The sequence below is a fragment of the Niastella sp. genome, assembly GCF_045805085.1.
In the GTDB taxonomy this organism is placed as follows: domain Bacteria; phylum Bacteroidota; class Bacteroidia; order Chitinophagales; family Chitinophagaceae; genus Niastella.
Window position 1 is genome coordinate 1 of record NZ_JBJMLX010000041.1, and the last position, 16,979, is coordinate 16,979.

The following is a 16,979-nucleotide window of genomic DNA, read 5'->3' on the forward strand; positions in this document are numbered from 1 at the left end:
AAACGGGGCAATTTTACCTGGCAGAATGAAATATCAAATGCAATTGTGAAGCATATTATTAACGGCACATAGCGCTTCATTGTTCGTCTTTGTATGGATTGATAGTTTGGATGGTGCCATTCTCATTATAAAATAGCTCGGTCATCTTTACGCATCTAAGGTGGGTAACTCTGCGCGATAAACTGGAGTCGTGATAAAACAGGAACCACCTGCCATCGATCTCAACAATGGAATGATGGTTCGTCCATCCTACCACAGGTAGTAACACAATGCCTATATAGGTAAATGGTCCATATGGATTATCCCCGATGGCATAACAAATGTAATGTGTATCGCCGGTAGAATAGGAGAAATAGTATTTGCCTTTATATTGATGCATCCAGGAGGCTTCAAAGAATCTTCTGTTGTTGTCGCCGGCCAGCAGGGGATTGCCCGATTCATCTGTAAGGAGGATCTCTTTGGGCGATTCTGCAAATTGTTTCATGTCGTCCCTCAGCAGGGCAACACGGGGGCCTAAAGCGGGTTCTGCGGGCTGTGGTTCCTCTAAGCTTGCATTGTATTGGTTGTTCCTGTACGACTGCAACTGACCGCCCCATAATCCGCCGAAGTACATATAATGTTGGCCGTCTTCATCGCAAAAAACAGCGGGGTCAATAGAGTAACTGTCTTTTATCGCTTCGGGTTCGGCTAAAAACGGACCCGTTGGTGAGGAGGAAACCGCTACACCGATCTGGAAGATCCCATCGGCGCGTTTGGCAGGGAAGTATAAGTAATACTTTCCATTTTTATAAGCAGCGTCCGGGGCCCACATTTGCCGGTCGGCCCAGGGTACATCTTTAACATGCAGGGCGATGCCATGATCTGTAACATTTTTGCCATCTATATCTGTAGATAGCACGTGATAATCTTCCATGGCGAAGTGGCTGCCCAGGTCATCAAACGGGATCCCTGCTTCAATATCATGCGAAGGGTAGATATATATTCTACCATTAAATACATGGGCAGAAGGGTCGGCTGTATAAATATGTTTTACCAGTGGTTGCGAGATCGCCTGTTGGTCAAGTTGTTCAAAATCGATATGTGCAATATTATCTTCTGGCATACGAATGTGTTTTTATAATGCGGGTGCTTTTCTTTTTTCCTTCAATGCATTTTCAATTTGCAATTCGGCTTTTTTGTTTATGGAGTATCCAAAAAGCAAACAGGCGCCTGCAATGAATATAGCTCCTGGAATTACGCTTATCAACAGCTTTATGCCGTTGGTAGCTGAAGGGGTTTGCGCCACGGCATCTGCCTGGTACCCGAAACGGCTGAGGAGCCATGCCGACAAAGCGCCTCCAATACTCAACCCAAATTTCAATCCAAAGATCATGGCAGAGAAAATGATAGCCGTAGCCCTTCTGTTGTTCTTCCATTCACTGTAATCGGCTACATCTGCGATCATCGCCCACAACAGGGGGATTGTTATGCCATAAAGGAAACCATGGAGTACCTGTGTGATAAAGACAGGCCAGACTGCATTGTTATTGTAAAAACTGATACATATAAGGCAGAAGGCCGAAAGGGTAATGAACAGACCAAACACATTTCTTTTTCCAAACCGGTCAGCAAGGGGTTTGGTAAAAAAGATCCCGATTATCATGGCTATGGTACTAAAGGCATTGGCAAAGCTGGCAGCTGCATAGGGTGCGCTGTCTGGTTGACTGAATGCGGAAAAGGCTTCGGCGCCAAAGGTGTTACCAAGGGCCTGGACGATATTATTAAACCCAACGCTGTTAAGGAAATCGACCTGGCTGTCGTTCGTGAGATAATATTTATAGTAATAGATGTTCATGCCACCTTTCAGTGCAAGCGTAATAAAGACAAGTACAGTCACGATGAGCATAATGATCCAGGGCCTGTTGTGTGCCAGGTCTTTCAAATCCTGCGCAACGGTTGTTTTTTGTTCTTTCGGTGGTACTATCCGTTCCTTGGTAGTGAGGAATGTGATCAAAAAACAAAGGACACCTGTAGCTGCGAAAATGAACATTACTTGTTCAAATCCCTTTGCTTTATTACCATGACCCAGTGAAAGCGCCAGCGGTAATAAAAATACCTGGATGATGAATTGCGCTACCATTACGGAAACAAAACGATAGGAAGATAAACTGTTCCTTTCTTTCATGTCTCCGGTGAGCACCCCGCTCAATGCGGAGTAGGGAAGGTTATTGGCGGAATATACAATAACCAGCAGGAAATAGGTAACAAAGGCATAAAGCACCTTTCCGCTTTCTCCAAAGTCGGGTGTAGAAAACGCCAGTAATGAAATAATACCGAATGGAACGGCCGTCCACAAAACCCATGGGCGGAATTTGCCCCACCTCGTATTGGTTCTGTCGGCAATGGCGCCCATAACCAGGTTGAAACAGGCGCCTAAGATCCCGCCCACCAGCATTACCAGGCTGGCGCTCGAGGCAGGTATTTTATAAATATCAGTATAAAAAAAGGCGAGAAATGCCATTAACGTCTGAAAGATGAGGTTAGCGGCCAAATCACCAAGGCTGTAGCCGATCTTTTCGACTACAGATAATTTTCCCGGACTGGTGTTCATTGATGTTTTAAATTAATATCAGTAAATCATTTTGCAGCAATACCTATTTCTTCGTTGCAATAACGGCATAAAAAGCAGGTTTAGCTTTATAGGCTCTGTCAAACAGGGTAGGGTAGTTCGTTCTTCCGCGGATTGGGAAGTCATTTAGCCATGACTGGCCATCATTTACGCCCCAGAACGTGATGCGGCTGATCTTGTCTTTATGTTTCAGGAATAGCTTAAACAGATCTTCATACCCTTTGGTCAATACGTTTTGTACCGAGTCGGGCAAGCCGTTGGGATAGGGATCTTTACCTGTACTGTTCCCGGCTGTGGCGCTTACGTCTGCGTTGTCTCTGTCCCAGGGGTTAGGCAGCACACTGAGATCAAGTTCGGTGAACATCACTTTCACCCCGAGCGCTGAAAAGTCAAGGATGCTTTGTTCTATTTCAGCCAATGGGATATGCGATGCCCGCCAATGCCCCTGGATACCTACGCCATCTATACGCACACCGGCCGCCTTGATCTTTTTTATTATTTCTACAGCGCCGGCTCTTTTCTTCGGTTGCTCAATATTATAATCATTATAATACAGTTCTGTATGGGGGGCTGCTTTTTGCGCAAGACGGAATGCTTCCACGATATAATCTTCACCCAGTAGCTGCAGGAATATCGATTTGCGCAACGAGCCGTTCTCTTCCAGTGCCTCATTTACCACATCCCATGAAAATACTTTTCCATCGTAACGGCTCGCCAGGGTACTAATGTGGTTGGTAAAGAACTGCCTGAGCGAATCGGGGCTTTTTATGCTTCTTACAAAATCAGGCAACTGACTGTGCCAGATAAGCGTATGCGCAGTTATTTTGATCTTGTTCTTTTGGCCATATGCAACCAGCTGGTCTGCCAGTGTAAAATTATAATGGTCCCATCCCGGATGGATGATAGCCGCTTTCATAATATTTTCAGGGGTGGCTGCGTTGAATTGCAGGGGTATCAGTTGAGCGGCAGCCGGGTCCTTTTCCTGTATCTGGGCAGTGTTCAATGCGGTGCCGATCAGAAAGTCATTCTTAAATGTTTCTTTCAGTGAAGGAATAGGTGACTGGCTCTGGTTTTGCGCCTGTAGTTGCAGGGGCGCAAAAGAACAGGTAGTAGTAAGTGTAACGAAGGTTATAAATATCTTGATCATGGATGCGTTGTTTCATTGAAGCTTTTTCTTAAAGAAGATTGTCTGATAACGAGGTCTGACCGCACAATAATTGTTTTTGTATGGTGCAGATTGGTTAAACCCTGCAGGTGATTGATCAGGTTTAATGCCGCCAGTTCACCCATTTCTGTACCCGGGTACCTGATGGTGGTAAGTTGTGGTTCAATGATCTTGCTGATGGCATCGTCATTAAAACCAACCACCGCAATGTCGTGTGGAATGCGAATGCCATGTTCTTTCAGCGTTTGCATACAAACCGCTGCTGAAAAGTCATTGGTTATGAAAGCCCCATCGGGCCTTTTGTTCATGCGAATGATCTCCAGGGCAGCTTCTACGCCGCAATGTTCGCTCAGGTCTTTTATCAGTACCAGGTTTTCATCATAGGCAATACCGGCGTCTGCCAGGGCGGCAACATATCCCTTGTGCCTTTGGCCGTACACATTCCGCCTCAGATCTGCTGTTACCAGTACAATTTGTTTGCAACCCTGTTCAATCAGGTGCTGTGTGGCCTTGTAACCGCATGTATAATTATCTATGATGACCTTGGTGCTGTTCGTATTCTCCTCTACCCGGTCGAAAAAAACAACCGGGATGTTCTTTTCTTCGAAGGGATTGAAATGATCGAGGTTTTCGGTATTGGAAGCAAGCGACGCTATCAGCCCGTCTACTCTTTTATGAAATAAGTTCAACGCATTGGCTGCTTCCTTTTCAAAGCTTTCTGAAGAATGGGCGATAATGAGATCGTAGCCTGCTTCGGTGGTGACTTTCTCTATGCCGGCCAGCACAGAGGTGATAAAATTACTTTTCAGTTCATGCACCAGCACGCCGATGGTATTGGTGCGCTGGTTTCGCAGGTTGCGGGCAAAAGTGTTTTTGCGATACCCAAGCTCTTTTGCGGCTTCATGAATAACCTTGCGGGTTTTCTTTTTTACCACGGGGTCGTCATTCAAGGCCCGGCTTACTGTAGCGGGTGAAAGGTTTAGTTTTTCGGCAAGGTCGTATATGGTAACTTCTTTATTAAGCATATTTGTTAATGCAATCGCTTGCATAAAAATCGTAAAAAAAGTAGTACAACCAAATTTTCTTTTATAAACAGCTTATATATAAGTATGGGTAGGAGGCAAGTAGTCGGGTCAAGGAAATAAAAAATTATAAAAAAGATGCAATCGGTTGCAATATTTTGAAAAAAAACCTACATTCGATCCGCCAATTGTTTATTATGCTTGCCGTTTTATTGTACATCAACTGTCTCACCCCTCTCTGCCTTTTTTATTATAAAGGCATAAAAAAGTCTTTTACACATTTATTTACCTGTTGCAAACTGGAGTGATCCTATGCCCGCGGCCAGCAGAAAAACAATGCGGTATCATTACTTAAAACTGCTTTTATGAATGCTTTATTAAAAACGATTACAGCCAACTGGCGCTTTCAGAACCGGCCAGCACGAAACTGGTTCCTGTTTTCAACAGCTTTCTTTTTTGCATTACTTTTTTCCTTACCTGTTTGGGCGCAAAACAACATACGCGTGCAAGGCAGGGTGTTGGATGAATCGGGGCAACCTGTAGCCGGCGCTACCATTTCCCTGAAAGGTTCTAGCGTTGGCACAAATGCCGATGAAAAGGGCCATTTTGCCATCACGGTTCCTTCGAACGGTATCCTCGTTGTTACTTCGGTAAACTTTGAACGGCAGGAATTGCCCGTCAATAACAGGGAGACCCTAGAAGTAAAGCTGCTTCCCCTGGCAAAGATAGAGGGTGAAGTAATTGTGGTAGGATATGGCACCCAACGGAAGGAGGCAGTAACGGGCTCCGTAGCTTCTATCAATGGCGACAAAATGCGGGAGGTGCCCGCGCCTAATATCTCACAGGCTTTGCAGGGACGTTTACCCGGGGTGGAAATGGCACAAACTTCTTCCAAACCCGGCGCTGCCATGCAGATCCGTATCAGGGGCACGCGTTCGCTTACCACCGATAACGATCTGTATCGCAACGATCCGTTGATCGTGTTGGATGGTATTCCCTTTCCCGGGAATATCGGCGATATCAACCCGAACGATATCAAAAGTGTTGAGGTATTGAAAGATGCCTCCGCCACTGCCATTTACGGATCACGTGGCGCCAACGGCGTTATTTTGATAACTACTAACAGAGGACAAAAAGGGGCAAAACCAAGAATATCATACAACGGCTATTACGGCATACAAAAATTGTTTGCGAAAGTGCCTATGATGAACGGGCCTGAATTCGCTGCGCTTCGTAAAGCATCCGGCAGGTACACTACACAGCCAGGCGGCGATGAATCTGATAGCACCAATACCGATTGGCAAAACCTGTTTTATAAAGATGGCGCGGTAACAAGCCATGATCTTAATATTTCCGGTGGCGCTGAAAAAGGCAGCTACAACTTCGGTGTAGGCTACTATCAAAATCAGGCAGTAATTCCCACTCAGCAATACAGGCGTTATTCCATGCGCGGTTCATTAGACCAGGAAGTAGGTAAATATGTGCGGATTGGTTTTACTACAAATAACAATTATAACCTTACCCAGGGCAGCCAGGTAGGGTTATACGGGGTATTAAGCATGTCGCCAATTGCCAACCCGTATAATGCCGACGGTTCATTGAAAAGAATAATAAAGATGCCGTTAGATGACCAGTGGGTACTTACAAGAAGTGTAGTAGACAAATTAAAAGATCAGTGGTTAAGTGAAACCCGTGGATATGCCACTTACAATTCCGTGTATGGCGAAGTAAAAATTCCCTGGGTAGAGGGGTTGAAGTACCGTACCAACCTCGGTCTCGATTTTATTCAATCCAACGACGGCAATTATACAGGCCAGGGCATAGGCAGCAGCAATCCGTTGACCGTTTCCACAGCCGGGACCGGTAATTCTCATACCTATCATTGGGTGGTGGAGAACCTGTTGAACTATGATCGCACTTTTGCCCACAAGCATACATTGAACGTAGTGGCCCTGTACTCCGCCGAACAAAACAAGTATAGCAGATCGTCTATGTCGGCCAAGGATCTTCCTGCCGACGCTTTCCAGTTCTATAATCTGGGCCAGGCAGTTGGTGAAAAAACGATCGATCCAAATAACCAGGACTACCAGTTGACCGGCCTGATGTCGTGGATGGGCCGTGCAATGTATACCTATGATAACCGCTATATGCTGTCGGCTACTGTGCGCTCTGATGCTTCTTCGAGGCTTGCACCCGGCCATCAATGGCATACTTATCCGGCCATCTCTGCAGGATGGAATATAGCGAATGAATCTTTCATGAAGGGAATTACCCCCATCAATAGCTTGAAACTGCGTGTAGGCTATGGACAAACCTCCAACCAGGCAGTGGCGCCTTATGCTACCCTGGGGCGGTTAACTGTGCGGCCTTACAATTTTGGCGATAATTACGCAGTAGGGACTTATGTGAGCCAGTTGCCAAATGCAAGTTTGGGTTGGGAATACTCGGTTACCTGGAATTATGGTCTCGACTTCTCGTTGTTTAACAATCGCCTGTCGGGTACTATTGAATATTATAAAACGAATACGAAGGATATTCTGCTGCCTCTGAGCCTGCCTGGTACATCAGGCGTGCCTGGCATTACTTCAAACATTGGAGAAACACAGAATAAAGGGATAGAATTGACGCTTAATGGCAGCATACTGAAAGATCACAACGGCTGGAACTGGGATGCAGGCATCAACTTTTATGCTAACCGCAACAAACTGGTATCGCTTGCATCGGGACAAACCCGCGATGAGGGCAATGCCTGGTTCGTTGGGCATAACATAGATGCGTTGTATGACTACGAGAAAGTGGGCTTATGGCAGGACAAGGATCAATACCTGAATGTGCTGGAAGGACCGGCAGGCAAAGTAGGCATGATAAAAGCAAAATACACCGGCGATCATAATCCCGACGGTTCACCGGTACGCGCAATCGGCCCCGATGACAGGCAGGTAATAGATGTAGATCCGGATTTCCAGGGTGGCTTTAACACAAGAGTATCTTATAAAGGATTTGACCTGGGTGTTGTGGGTATCTTTAAAAGTGGCGGGGTGTTGGTGAGCACACTCTACGGCCCTGCTGGCTATCTGAACATGATGACCGGTCGCAGGGGAAATATTAAAGTGGATTACTGGACCCCTGATAACACAGGCGCAAAATATCCAAATCCTGCCGGCCCGCTCAGTGGCGATAATCCAAAATATGCAAGCACCCTGGGTTATTTTGATGCCTCTTATGTGAAGATCCGCACCATTTCACTGGGTTATAATTTCAATGAAAAGTTGCTCAGGTCCTCTGCGGTAAAAATGCGTATGTACTTCACTGTACAAAATCCGTTCGTGCTGTTTTCTCCTTTCCATAAAGAATCTGGTATGGACCCTGAAACCAATTCTTATGGCAATGAAAATGTAGCAACAGGTGGTTTTCAGAAACGTATTCTCACTGTAGGTTTTAACACGCCTGCTACCCGTAATTATGTGCTGGGCGTTAATTTGTCACTTTAAATCCTGTTAACATGAAACGCATACAAATAAATATTTTTATAGGATCTGCGCTGATCCTCGTATTGGCAGCAGGTTGTTCCAAAATACTGAAAGAAGAACCGCGCAGTATTTACACGCCTGAATTTCTGAAAACAGAAAAAGGTATTCAGGGGGGTATAACATCGCTCTATGCCCACCTTCGTTATATTTACGGCCAGGCTTATTATTATAACGCCTGCGAAACAGGAACGGATGAAGCAACCTGGGCGCAACAGGCCGATGGGAACTTCAAGGACCACGATCTTTCCGGTGTAGGCCAATTAACGCCTTCAACCAGCCGTTCGGATGTTATTTGGGGAACAGCCTTCTCCAATATCAACACTGCCAATGGTATTATTGATAATGCCAGCACCGTTGGTCTTTCGGCGGCCCTTATCGCCGAAGCAAAATTTTTCCGCGCATTCGATTACTTCCTGTTAGTGCAAACATTTGGCGGTGTTCCGTTAGACCTTGGTTCGGGAGAACTGAAGTTCAATACCTCAAGCGTAAGAATATCTACCCGCAATACAGTACCTGAGGTATATACGAAAGCCATCTTTCCCGACCTGGTGACAGCAGTAAACGATTTGCCGGCAATGCCCCGAACTACCGGTGCTGTTACCAAAGCACTGGCCCGGCTTTATCTGGCCAAGGCTTATTTAACATATGCCTGGTGGCTGCAAAATCCTAATAATATTCCTACTTATCCCGAAACACCCCGCACTGATCCCGATGGGCACAATGCACAGTGGTATTTTCAGCAGGCATACGATATAGCCACAACGGCTATAGAAAATCCTGGTCCGTTCGCATTACAGCCTACGTTCTATGATATTCATGTGGGAACCAAAGACCGTAACAATGAAATAATGCTGTATGCAGACCATACGGAAAAAAGCGAGTTTTATAATGCTTCCAGCCTTACCTATGGCAGTGGCGGCGCTCCGGATAATTTTGCCGGTTGGATGATGACCTGGAACTATACCGAGATCCAAAGCAGTGCGTCTGCGGCATCATGGGGTGCTAAAAACACCATTATCCGGGAGGCCGAACAGCACCTGGGACGCCCATGGACCCGTATGTGTCCTACCATTGATGTAATTAAAAACACCTTTGCCGACAAAACCAATGATTCCCGCTACGACGGTACATTTACTACCGTTTATCGCGGCAACTGGAATAAAGCGGGTGATGCTACTGCGACTTATTATAATGCCAACTTTATGCAGGTTAAACAAGGTGATGCATTACTCACTTTTCTGAACGATGAACCGGTTACACCTATCGATTACACCAATTCAACCTATAAAAGCAATATCGGCGCAGGCGTGTTAGCGGGCAGACCTGATTTTGTGATCTCTCCGAATGGCATAAGCAGGATCGTATATCCCGGGCTCTGGAAACTGGGTCCCTATCGTACTGACAATGCCGGTGGAGTAGGTCAACCAAACGCATCCTCTACCCGTCCTTACAACATTGCGAAGTTCTCTGAATTGTACTTTGTTGCTGCAGAAGCTGCCGTAATGGGCGCAACACCCAAAGCCGGAAAAAGCGCCAGGGAATTGATCAATGTAATCCGGGCCCGCGCAGGTAAATGGAGCTGGGATAACAATGGCAACGTGGCCAAAGTGCAGGACAAGAGTGCCGCCATGACCGCTGCCACCCCTGCCACTATAGACATCTACTATATCCTGGCAGAACGTTCAAGGGAATATTATGGCGAGGGTTATCGCTGGTTCGACCTGGTGCGTACCCAAAAATGGGCTGAACTGGCCGGCTCTTTTAAAATTTGCGGTACTGCAAAGGGCGATCATACCCCTGTTACGTACACACGCACTATTCAACCATATCTCTATCTGCGCCCAATTCCGAGCGGACAGATCCAGGCCATGGATATGACCGACGATCAGAAAAAGGCATACCAAAACCCCGTATATCAATAGGGAAGTCCATCTTAAATAAAAAAAGGTTGGTTGTCCGCAAGGGCAACCAACCTTTTTACTATAACCCAAACAGAACCATTTAACTGTCCTTGTTTGGGTTTGCTTTTCTAACCTTTGCAATGAATGCTGAAGGCAGCATGTTGAATTGGCTTTTGAACGATTTGGCAAAATAATTAGAGGTGGTAAAGCCAACCTGGTAAGAGATCTCCGAGATGGTCATGGTGCTTTTTTCCATTAATGCGGCTGCTTTCTTCAAACGGAATGAACGAATATATTCCACCGGCGTTTGACCGGTCAGTTCAAGCAGCTTGGCATATAAGGTGCTTCTGCTCATCCCAAACTGCTTGCTTAAGTTCTCTACAGACAATTGCGGATTGGTCAGGTTGCTTTCAAGATAGGTGGCTATTTCAGTCAATAATTTTTCATCCGCCGATTCTACTACTGGTTCAGTGGCCGTTAGCTTTATCTGCTTCGAGTAAGTGCTTTGCATGGTGTTCTTTAAAAGAAGCAGGTTTTTTATTTTGGCATTTAATACTTCAAAATTGAATGGCTTGGTAATATAATCATTGGCGCCTGTTTCCAATCCTTTGAGTTGCTGTTCCTGTCCCGTCATGGCAGTGAGCAGGATCACCGGGATATGACTTGTTCTTTTATCGGATTTTATTTTTTTAATCAATTCAATTCCATCCATTTCAGGCATGCTTATATCACTTACGATCAGCTGGGGATGATTGGACAATGTCTTTTGCCATCCCTCTTTGCCGTTAGTTGCTTCAATTACCTTATACTTATTCCGCAGGTTGTCTTTCATATAAAATCTGAAATCATCATTGTCCTCTACCAGCAGCACAGACAACGCATTATTCATAGTATCTTCCTCCTGCATTACCGGCGAAGGGTTCAGGCTGTTGTTCGGGCCTTCCTCTTCTGATGACGCCACCGGTTGTTCGGCAATGGTGGTTTCATGGGCGTGTTTAAGCGGAACCTGTATAGTGAAGGCGCATCCTTTTCCGGGCTCGCTTTCTACCCTTATGTTTCCTCCATGTAATTTGATGAACTCTTTGGTGATCGACAAACCAATGCCGGTGCCCTGGTTAAGTATAGCTGTGCTGGTATCGTTCTGAAAAAAGCGGTCGAATATCAGGTCTTTTTTATCTGCGGGAATGCCAATGCCCGTATCGATCACATTGATCCACACCTGGGTGTATTCCTGGTCATCCGAACCTACAGCCTTCTGCAGGTCAACGGTGATATGCCCGCCGGCTAATGTAAATTTGAATGCATTGGATAATAAATTGAAAAGGATCCGTTCCATTTTATCCCGGTCAAAATAAGCATCCAGCCGGTCGATACAGGTTTTAAAAGTGAACCGGATATTTTTTCTTTCCGACATATCCCTGAAAGATTCTGTCACTTCCTTTAAAAAGGAAACAAACTCGCCTTTCGATAACTGCAATTTCAATTCATGCTCTTCCATTTTTCTGAAGTCGAGCAATTGATTCACGAGGTTCAGCAGCCTTCTCGCATTACGCCTGATCATGCTTAATTTTTCAAGCTTTCCAGGGTTTCCTTCTCCTTCCATCAACTGGTCAACCGGACCCATGATCAACGAGATGGGCGTTCTGAAATCATGACTGAGGTTGGTGAGGAATTTCAGTTTCATCCGGTCAAGTTCCCGGATCCGTTTAACTTCCTGCCGCTCCTGTTCCAAAGCAAACTTCTTTCTTAACCTTGAGATACCTCTGTTCCTGCTGTACAGTAATAAGCTCCCAATGGTAAGTAGATAAAATATATAGGCATAGGTGGTGCGCCAGAAGGGTGGCTTTACGAATATTTTTATCGTGGTGTCTTTAGTGCTCCAGATGCCATCATTGTTGCTGGCTTTTACCCGGAAAGTATATTCCCCGGGATCCAGGTTGGTATAGGAGGCCATGTTGGCTGTGCCTACATAGTTCCAGTCTTTATCAAAGCCATCCAGTTTATAGGCATAGTGGTTTTGTTTGGGGATGGTATAATTCAGGGCTACAAAACCCAGCGCAAAGTTTTGCTTATAATTCAGGCGTATTTCGCTGGCTACTGAAATATGCGCTTTAATAGGAGCATCGTTACCGGCAGGAACAGATTTGTTGGAGATCCTGAGATCGGTTAAAGTTACCTGCGGCACATTGCGATTAACCGTGAGCCGTTCCGGATAAAAATGATTGAACCCTTCCAAACCACCGAAAATCAGTTCACCATCTGTTAAGCGCAGGCCAACGCCGCGAACGAAATTCGAGTTTTGAAGACCATTTAAATGAGTGAAATTCCAGAAACTTTTTGTGCCCGTATCAAATCTGCTTATGCCAGTATTGGTTGATATCCATAATTTACCTGTTGCATCTTCCACAATCTGATAAACCATGGTGTTTTGCAATCCGTCTTTTTCAGAAAAAAAGGTAAACAGGTGATTATTCGCATCGAATGCAGCCAGTCCGCCAAACGTGCCTATCCACATTTTCCCCTGGCTGTCGCGATGCAGGCATTGTATTTTATTGCTGGGCAACTGGCTGTTCTCCTGGGTGTATATTGTCCATTTACCAGTGGTGGGTTCATAAACGGCAATGCCGCCCCCATGTGTACCGATCCATATATTGCCGTTGGCGTCTTCCTTAATGGCCCGGATATAGCCATTAATGGGCAGCCGCGCTACCCCAGTGCCTTCGGGAGAATACCTGGCAATTACCCGGTCATTGTTCATAATAATAATTCCGTCGCCGTTGGTGCCTATCCACACATTGCCCTTACTGTCTTCAAATAAACAGAAAATGTCATTACTGGTAAGATCATTTATTCCCGGCCCCTTTACCAGTTGTTTACACGCACCTGTTTGTAATTCTGTGACGATCACTCCCTGGGAAAAAGTGCCGATATATAATTTATTGTTTCGCGTCCGCAGCAAAGCCAGCACAGACAGGGAATTGGCTGGGATGTTTTTCAACCGGAGGTTCACGGGAAATACCTGATCTTTTTTACCATCGTATTCATATAAACCGTTGCCATTTGTTCCCAATAACAAATGGCCGTTTTTATTTTCGGCAAGGGCGGTGATAATGGCAATATTGGCCCTGTTTTCCTGAAAAGTACTGCTTAGCGTGAGGTTGAACAGATTAAGATTTTTATCGTATTTGCAAATGCCGCCCTGGAAAGTGCCAAACCAGTAAATGCCGTGTTTGTCTACATATATACACCGCACCCCATTGCTGCTTAAGCTTTGATGGTTGCGGTTGTCATGGGTAAAAACAGAAAATTGACCTGCCTGGATGTTGTAAACGTACAGGCCTTTGAAGGTGCCTATCCATAATAAACCCTGGTCGTCACCGGCTAAATAATTAATTTCGGTACCGTTTAAATACCCTTCATGAACGAATCCTGATCCATCCGGCTTCAACCTGCTTAACCCCGTTGTAGTTCCCACCCAGATATTTCCCCATTTGTCTTCTGCCACGGCTTTTATCTTGTTTATGGGCAAACTGGAAGGGTCTGTTTTGTTGTTCTCATACAACCTGAACCTGTTTGTTCGAACATTGTACTGGAAAAGGCCGTTATCGCTCGCGATCCACAACCGTTGTTTACTGTCTTCAAAAATAGAAAGCAGGGTTGTTTTTACCGGTCTGCCTGCCTCATCGCGCAGCTGGTATTTTGAAATGGACTGGGTTACAGGATCTAGCATATACAATCCTTCATATTGCGCGATCCATATTTTACCGCGGTAGTCACTGCAAATGCCCCTGATAACATCGCTGCCCGAGAGGGTGGGGGTACCGGTTCTTACCGGGTAATGTACGAACAGATCTTTTTTCCTGTCATACATGCTGAGGCCGCCACCGCTGGTGCCTATCCATAAATTACCCGATCTGTCTTCATGTAAGGCAAGCACTTCGTTGGTACGCAGGCTGGTGGTGTCGCCCGGATTATAGCGGTATACGGTAAAATTGGTTCCATCGAATTTATTCAACCCATCATCAGTGGCAAACCACATGAGCCCATAACGATCCTTTAAGATGGCATTCACTGAATTGGATAACAAACCATCCCTGGTAGAAAGCGAAGTGAAATTAATTTGCCCTGTTTGAGCCTGGGCCTTGGGATAAGTGATTAACAGGTAACCCAAAAATATATAAATATATTTTCGCATGTCTTGCAATCGTTTTGGTAAAGTAATATAAGATCGCCTTAGGGATCGAACAAAATTGCTACAATTTCCGACAAAGTTGGCAATTCCCCCATCAGCGACATGGCTACATTTGTTATTAAATGTACGACTGACGTTTCTGTTTTCCGTACAAAAATTTGACTGCTTAAAACGATGCTGCCATGCGAAATAATGTCCTTTTGATTGCAGGGGCGGAACAGCCCTGCCCCGTCCTGCACAAAGATCTGCTCCATGCGTACAACTTATTTGTAGCCTGCACTTTGGAAGAAATTTTCAAGGTATTTGAAAAAACTTCTATTCAATTAATTATTTGTAATGTACACTTGCCGGCCCAGGATGGCTGGCAGTTATGCAGGCAATTCAAAACGGCTACCCGCTATGCGCACATCCCGGTAATCTTACTGACGACCGAAGATTCCCTTGAGGTGAAAATAAAAGCCCTGGAAGCAGGTGCCGATGCCTGCATGCACCCTGCAATGCCATGGAAATACCTGGATGCCCAGATCAACAACCTGATCATCAACAGGATAAAGGTTTCCCAGCACGTTGGTTCTTCCTTTCCGGTTAATAACAATTTCCCCGATCTAAATAACGATGAGGAGTTTGCTAAAAATCTCAACAGTTGCATTTGCAGCCACCTCCATGATCCTTTGCTGAATGTACACCTGCTTGCCAGACTTATGAATATGAGCCGGGCCACCCTCTATCGTAAAATAAAGACCATCACCAACCTTACACCGAATGAATTAATAAATGAGGCCAGGCTAAACAGGGCCGCCGAACAATTGGCTGCGGGCGGGTACAAAGTATTTGAAATTGCGAGAATGGTGGGGTTTCAATCTCAAAGCAGTTTTGGAAAAGCATTCCTGAAACAGTATAAAGTAACCCCGGCTGCCTGGCAACGCATCAAAAAGGAACAACGGGCACAGGAAAGCAGCCAGGTACTGCAAAACACTTTCACAACTATGAAACGATCGCTTTTAGCCGTTGCTGTGTGATGGCAACTCTTAAATATGTAAAGCTGTTTGAATAAATGAAACGATATGTTGGTGCTTTATTAGTATCTGTATCAATGATTGCGACCGGTTTTTCACAAAACGGGAAAGATCTAAAACTTTGGTACAAACAACCCGCCGGTACTACCTGGGAAAATGCATTGCCGGTAGGTAATGGAAGGCTCGGCGCAATGGTATATGGAAATGTAGAAAAGGAAACAGTTCAGTTGAATGAGCACACCGTGTGGACTGGCAGTCCCAACCGTAATGACAATTCGGATGCCCTGGCGTCCCTGCCCGAAATAAGAAAGCTGGTGTTTGAAGGCAAACAAAAGGAAGCGGAGCAACTGGCCGCCAAAACCATTCAGAGTAAAAGATCACATGGGCAAATGTTCCAGCCAGTAGGCAGTTTACAACTGGTATTTGACGGGCACAACAACTACACGCAATACTACAGGGAGCTGGATATTGAAAAAGCAGTAGCGAAAACTGTTTATACAGTAGATGAGGTAACCTATACCCGGGAAGTATTGGCCTCCATTCCCGACCAGGTAATGGTGGTGCGCCTGACTGCGAATAAGCCCGGCCGTATTTCATTTACTGCTTTTTTTTCGACGTTGCAATCCAATGCCGTTATTAAAACAACGGCCAGAAAAGAATTGACGATAGCCGGAACCACTTCAGATCATGAGGGCGTTAAAGGCTTGGTAAAGTTCAAAAGCATTGCCCGGTTGAAAACAGAAGGGGGCGCGCTGTCGTCGAACGATACGGCCCTTACAGTAAAAAATGCCGATGCTGTTACCATTTATATTTCTATTGCCACTAATTTTAATAATTACAAAGACATAAGCGGGGACGAAAATAAGCGGGCGGCAGCTTACCTGAACAAGGCTTATATGAAATCGTATGCGGCTATATTAAGTGCTCATATGGCAGCGTATCAAAAATATTTTAACCGGGTTACGCTTGACCTGGGTACAACAGAAGCAGCCAGCTTACCGACAGATGAAAGGTTAAAAAATTTCCGCACGGCCAATGATCCGCAATTGGTGACCCTGTATTATCAGTACGGCCGTTATTTGCTGATCTCTTCTTCGCAACCTGGTGGTCAGCCTGCCAACCTGCAGGGGATCTGGAATGGCAAAATGCAGCCGCCATGGGACAGTAAATACACCATTAACATCAATGCCCAAATGAATTACTGGCCGGCTGAAAAAACCAACCTGGCAGAACTGCATGAACCTTTTTTGCATATGGTTAAAGACATGTCGGAAGCGGGGCAGGAGACTGCCCGCACCATGTATGGCGCCAGGGGATGGATGGCGCATCACAATACGGATCTCTGGCGGATAACCGGTCCTGTAGACCCTATTTTCTGGGGAATATGGAGCGCAGGCGGAGCTTGGTGCAGCCAGCACCTGTGGGAACATTACCTGTATAGCGGCGATAAAAAGTTCCTTGCCTCAGTGTACCCTATTCTGAAAGGCGCCGCCACGTTTTATGTGGATTATTTAACAGAACATCCCAAATACCATTGGCTGGTGG

General features: G+C 45.6%; 9 protein-coding genes. 4 read left to right on the forward strand and 5 right to left on the reverse strand.

The genetic code is table 11. The features are described 5' to 3' along the window. Positions 1 to 76: 76 nt before the first annotated feature. From ACJ751_RS01830 to ACJ751_RS01845, 4 genes are read right to left on the reverse strand one after another with little or no spacing between them, the layout of a single operon-like run. Positions 77 to 1,102: a glycoside hydrolase family 43 protein gene (locus ACJ751_RS01830; protein WP_407743669.1), complete on the reverse strand. Its 1,026-nt coding sequence runs from the start codon at positions 1,100 to 1,102 to the stop codon at positions 77 to 79. 12 nt (positions 1,103 to 1,114) lie between these two features. Further along, positions 1,115 to 2,590, reverse strand: a complete 1,476-nt coding sequence (locus ACJ751_RS01835) for an MFS transporter (RefSeq protein WP_407743670.1) — start codon at positions 2,588 to 2,590, stop codon at positions 1,115 to 1,117. Between the two features lie 43 nt (positions 2,591 to 2,633). After that, positions 2,634 to 3,755, reverse strand: a complete 1,122-nt coding sequence (locus tag ACJ751_RS01840; protein ID WP_407743671.1) for an endo-1,4-beta-xylanase — start codon at positions 3,753 to 3,755, stop codon at positions 2,634 to 2,636. Then, the gene (locus ACJ751_RS01845) at positions 3,752 to 4,798 is read right to left on the reverse strand and encodes a LacI family DNA-binding transcriptional regulator (protein WP_407743672.1); all 1,047 of its coding nucleotides are present in this window, start codon (positions 4,796 to 4,798) and stop codon (positions 3,752 to 3,754) included. The genes ACJ751_RS01840 and ACJ751_RS01845 overlap by 4 nt, the downstream gene beginning before the upstream one ends. Before the next feature lie 362 nt (positions 4,799 to 5,160). Between ACJ751_RS01845 and ACJ751_RS01850 the strand changes: the two genes are divergently transcribed. Both ACJ751_RS01850 and ACJ751_RS01855 read left to right on the forward strand, forming a co-directional pair. Next, entirely contained in the window at positions 5,161 to 8,286 is a 3,126-nt protein-coding gene (locus ACJ751_RS01850) for a SusC/RagA family TonB-linked outer membrane protein (RefSeq protein ID WP_407743673.1), read from the forward strand. A gap of 11 nt (positions 8,287 to 8,297) precedes the next feature. Next, the gene (locus ACJ751_RS01855; RefSeq protein WP_407743674.1) at positions 8,298 to 10,247 is read left to right on the forward strand and encodes a RagB/SusD family nutrient uptake outer membrane protein; all 1,950 of its coding nucleotides are present in this window, start codon (positions 8,298 to 8,300) and stop codon (positions 10,245 to 10,247) included. Between the two features lie 79 nt (positions 10,248 to 10,326). Here ACJ751_RS01855 and ACJ751_RS01860 read toward each other — a convergent pair whose 3' ends face one another. Next, entirely contained in the window at positions 10,327 to 14,421 is a 4,095-nt protein-coding gene (locus ACJ751_RS01860) for a two-component regulator propeller domain-containing protein (RefSeq protein WP_407743675.1), read from the reverse strand. 179 nt (positions 14,422 to 14,600) lie between these two features. Here ACJ751_RS01860 and ACJ751_RS01865 point away from each other — a divergent pair, with 179 nt between their 5' ends. Beyond that, positions 14,601 to 15,437 carry a helix-turn-helix domain-containing protein gene (locus ACJ751_RS01865; protein WP_407743676.1) on the forward strand — a complete coding sequence of 279 codons (837 nt, stop codon included), beginning with the start codon at positions 14,601 to 14,603 and terminating at the stop codon, positions 15,435 to 15,437. 35 nt (positions 15,438 to 15,472) lie between these two features. Beyond that, positions 15,473 to 16,979, forward strand: a 1,507-nt coding sequence (locus ACJ751_RS01870; protein WP_407743677.1) for a glycosyl hydrolase family 95 catalytic domain-containing protein, incomplete at its 3' end; no start/stop codon positions are given.

Excerpts from the sequence above, each read along its gene's own strand:
- ACJ751_RS01830 (WP_407743669.1), bottom strand. The coding sequence starts at position 1,102 with ATGCCAGAAGATAATATTGCACATATCGATTTTGAACAACTTGACCAA.
- ACJ751_RS01835 (WP_407743670.1), bottom strand. The coding sequence starts at position 2,590 with ATGAACACCAGTCCGGGAAAATTATCTGTAGTCGAAAAGATCGGCTAC.
- ACJ751_RS01840 (WP_407743671.1), bottom strand. The coding sequence starts at position 3,755 with ATGATCAAGATATTTATAACCTTCGTTACACTTACTACTACCTGTTCT.
- ACJ751_RS01845 (WP_407743672.1), bottom strand. The coding sequence starts at position 4,798 with ATGCTTAATAAAGAAGTTACCATATACGACCTTGCCGAAAAACTAAAC.
- ACJ751_RS01850 (WP_407743673.1), top strand. The coding sequence starts at position 5,161 with ATGAATGCTTTATTAAAAACGATTACAGCCAACTGGCGCTTTCAGAAC.
- ACJ751_RS01855 (WP_407743674.1), top strand. The coding sequence starts at position 8,298 with ATGAAACGCATACAAATAAATATTTTTATAGGATCTGCGCTGATCCTC.
- ACJ751_RS01860 (WP_407743675.1), bottom strand. The coding sequence starts at position 14,421 with ATGCGAAAATATATTTATATATTTTTGGGTTACCTGTTAATCACTTAT.
- ACJ751_RS01865 (WP_407743676.1), top strand. The coding sequence starts at position 14,601 with ATGCGAAATAATGTCCTTTTGATTGCAGGGGCGGAACAGCCCTGCCCC.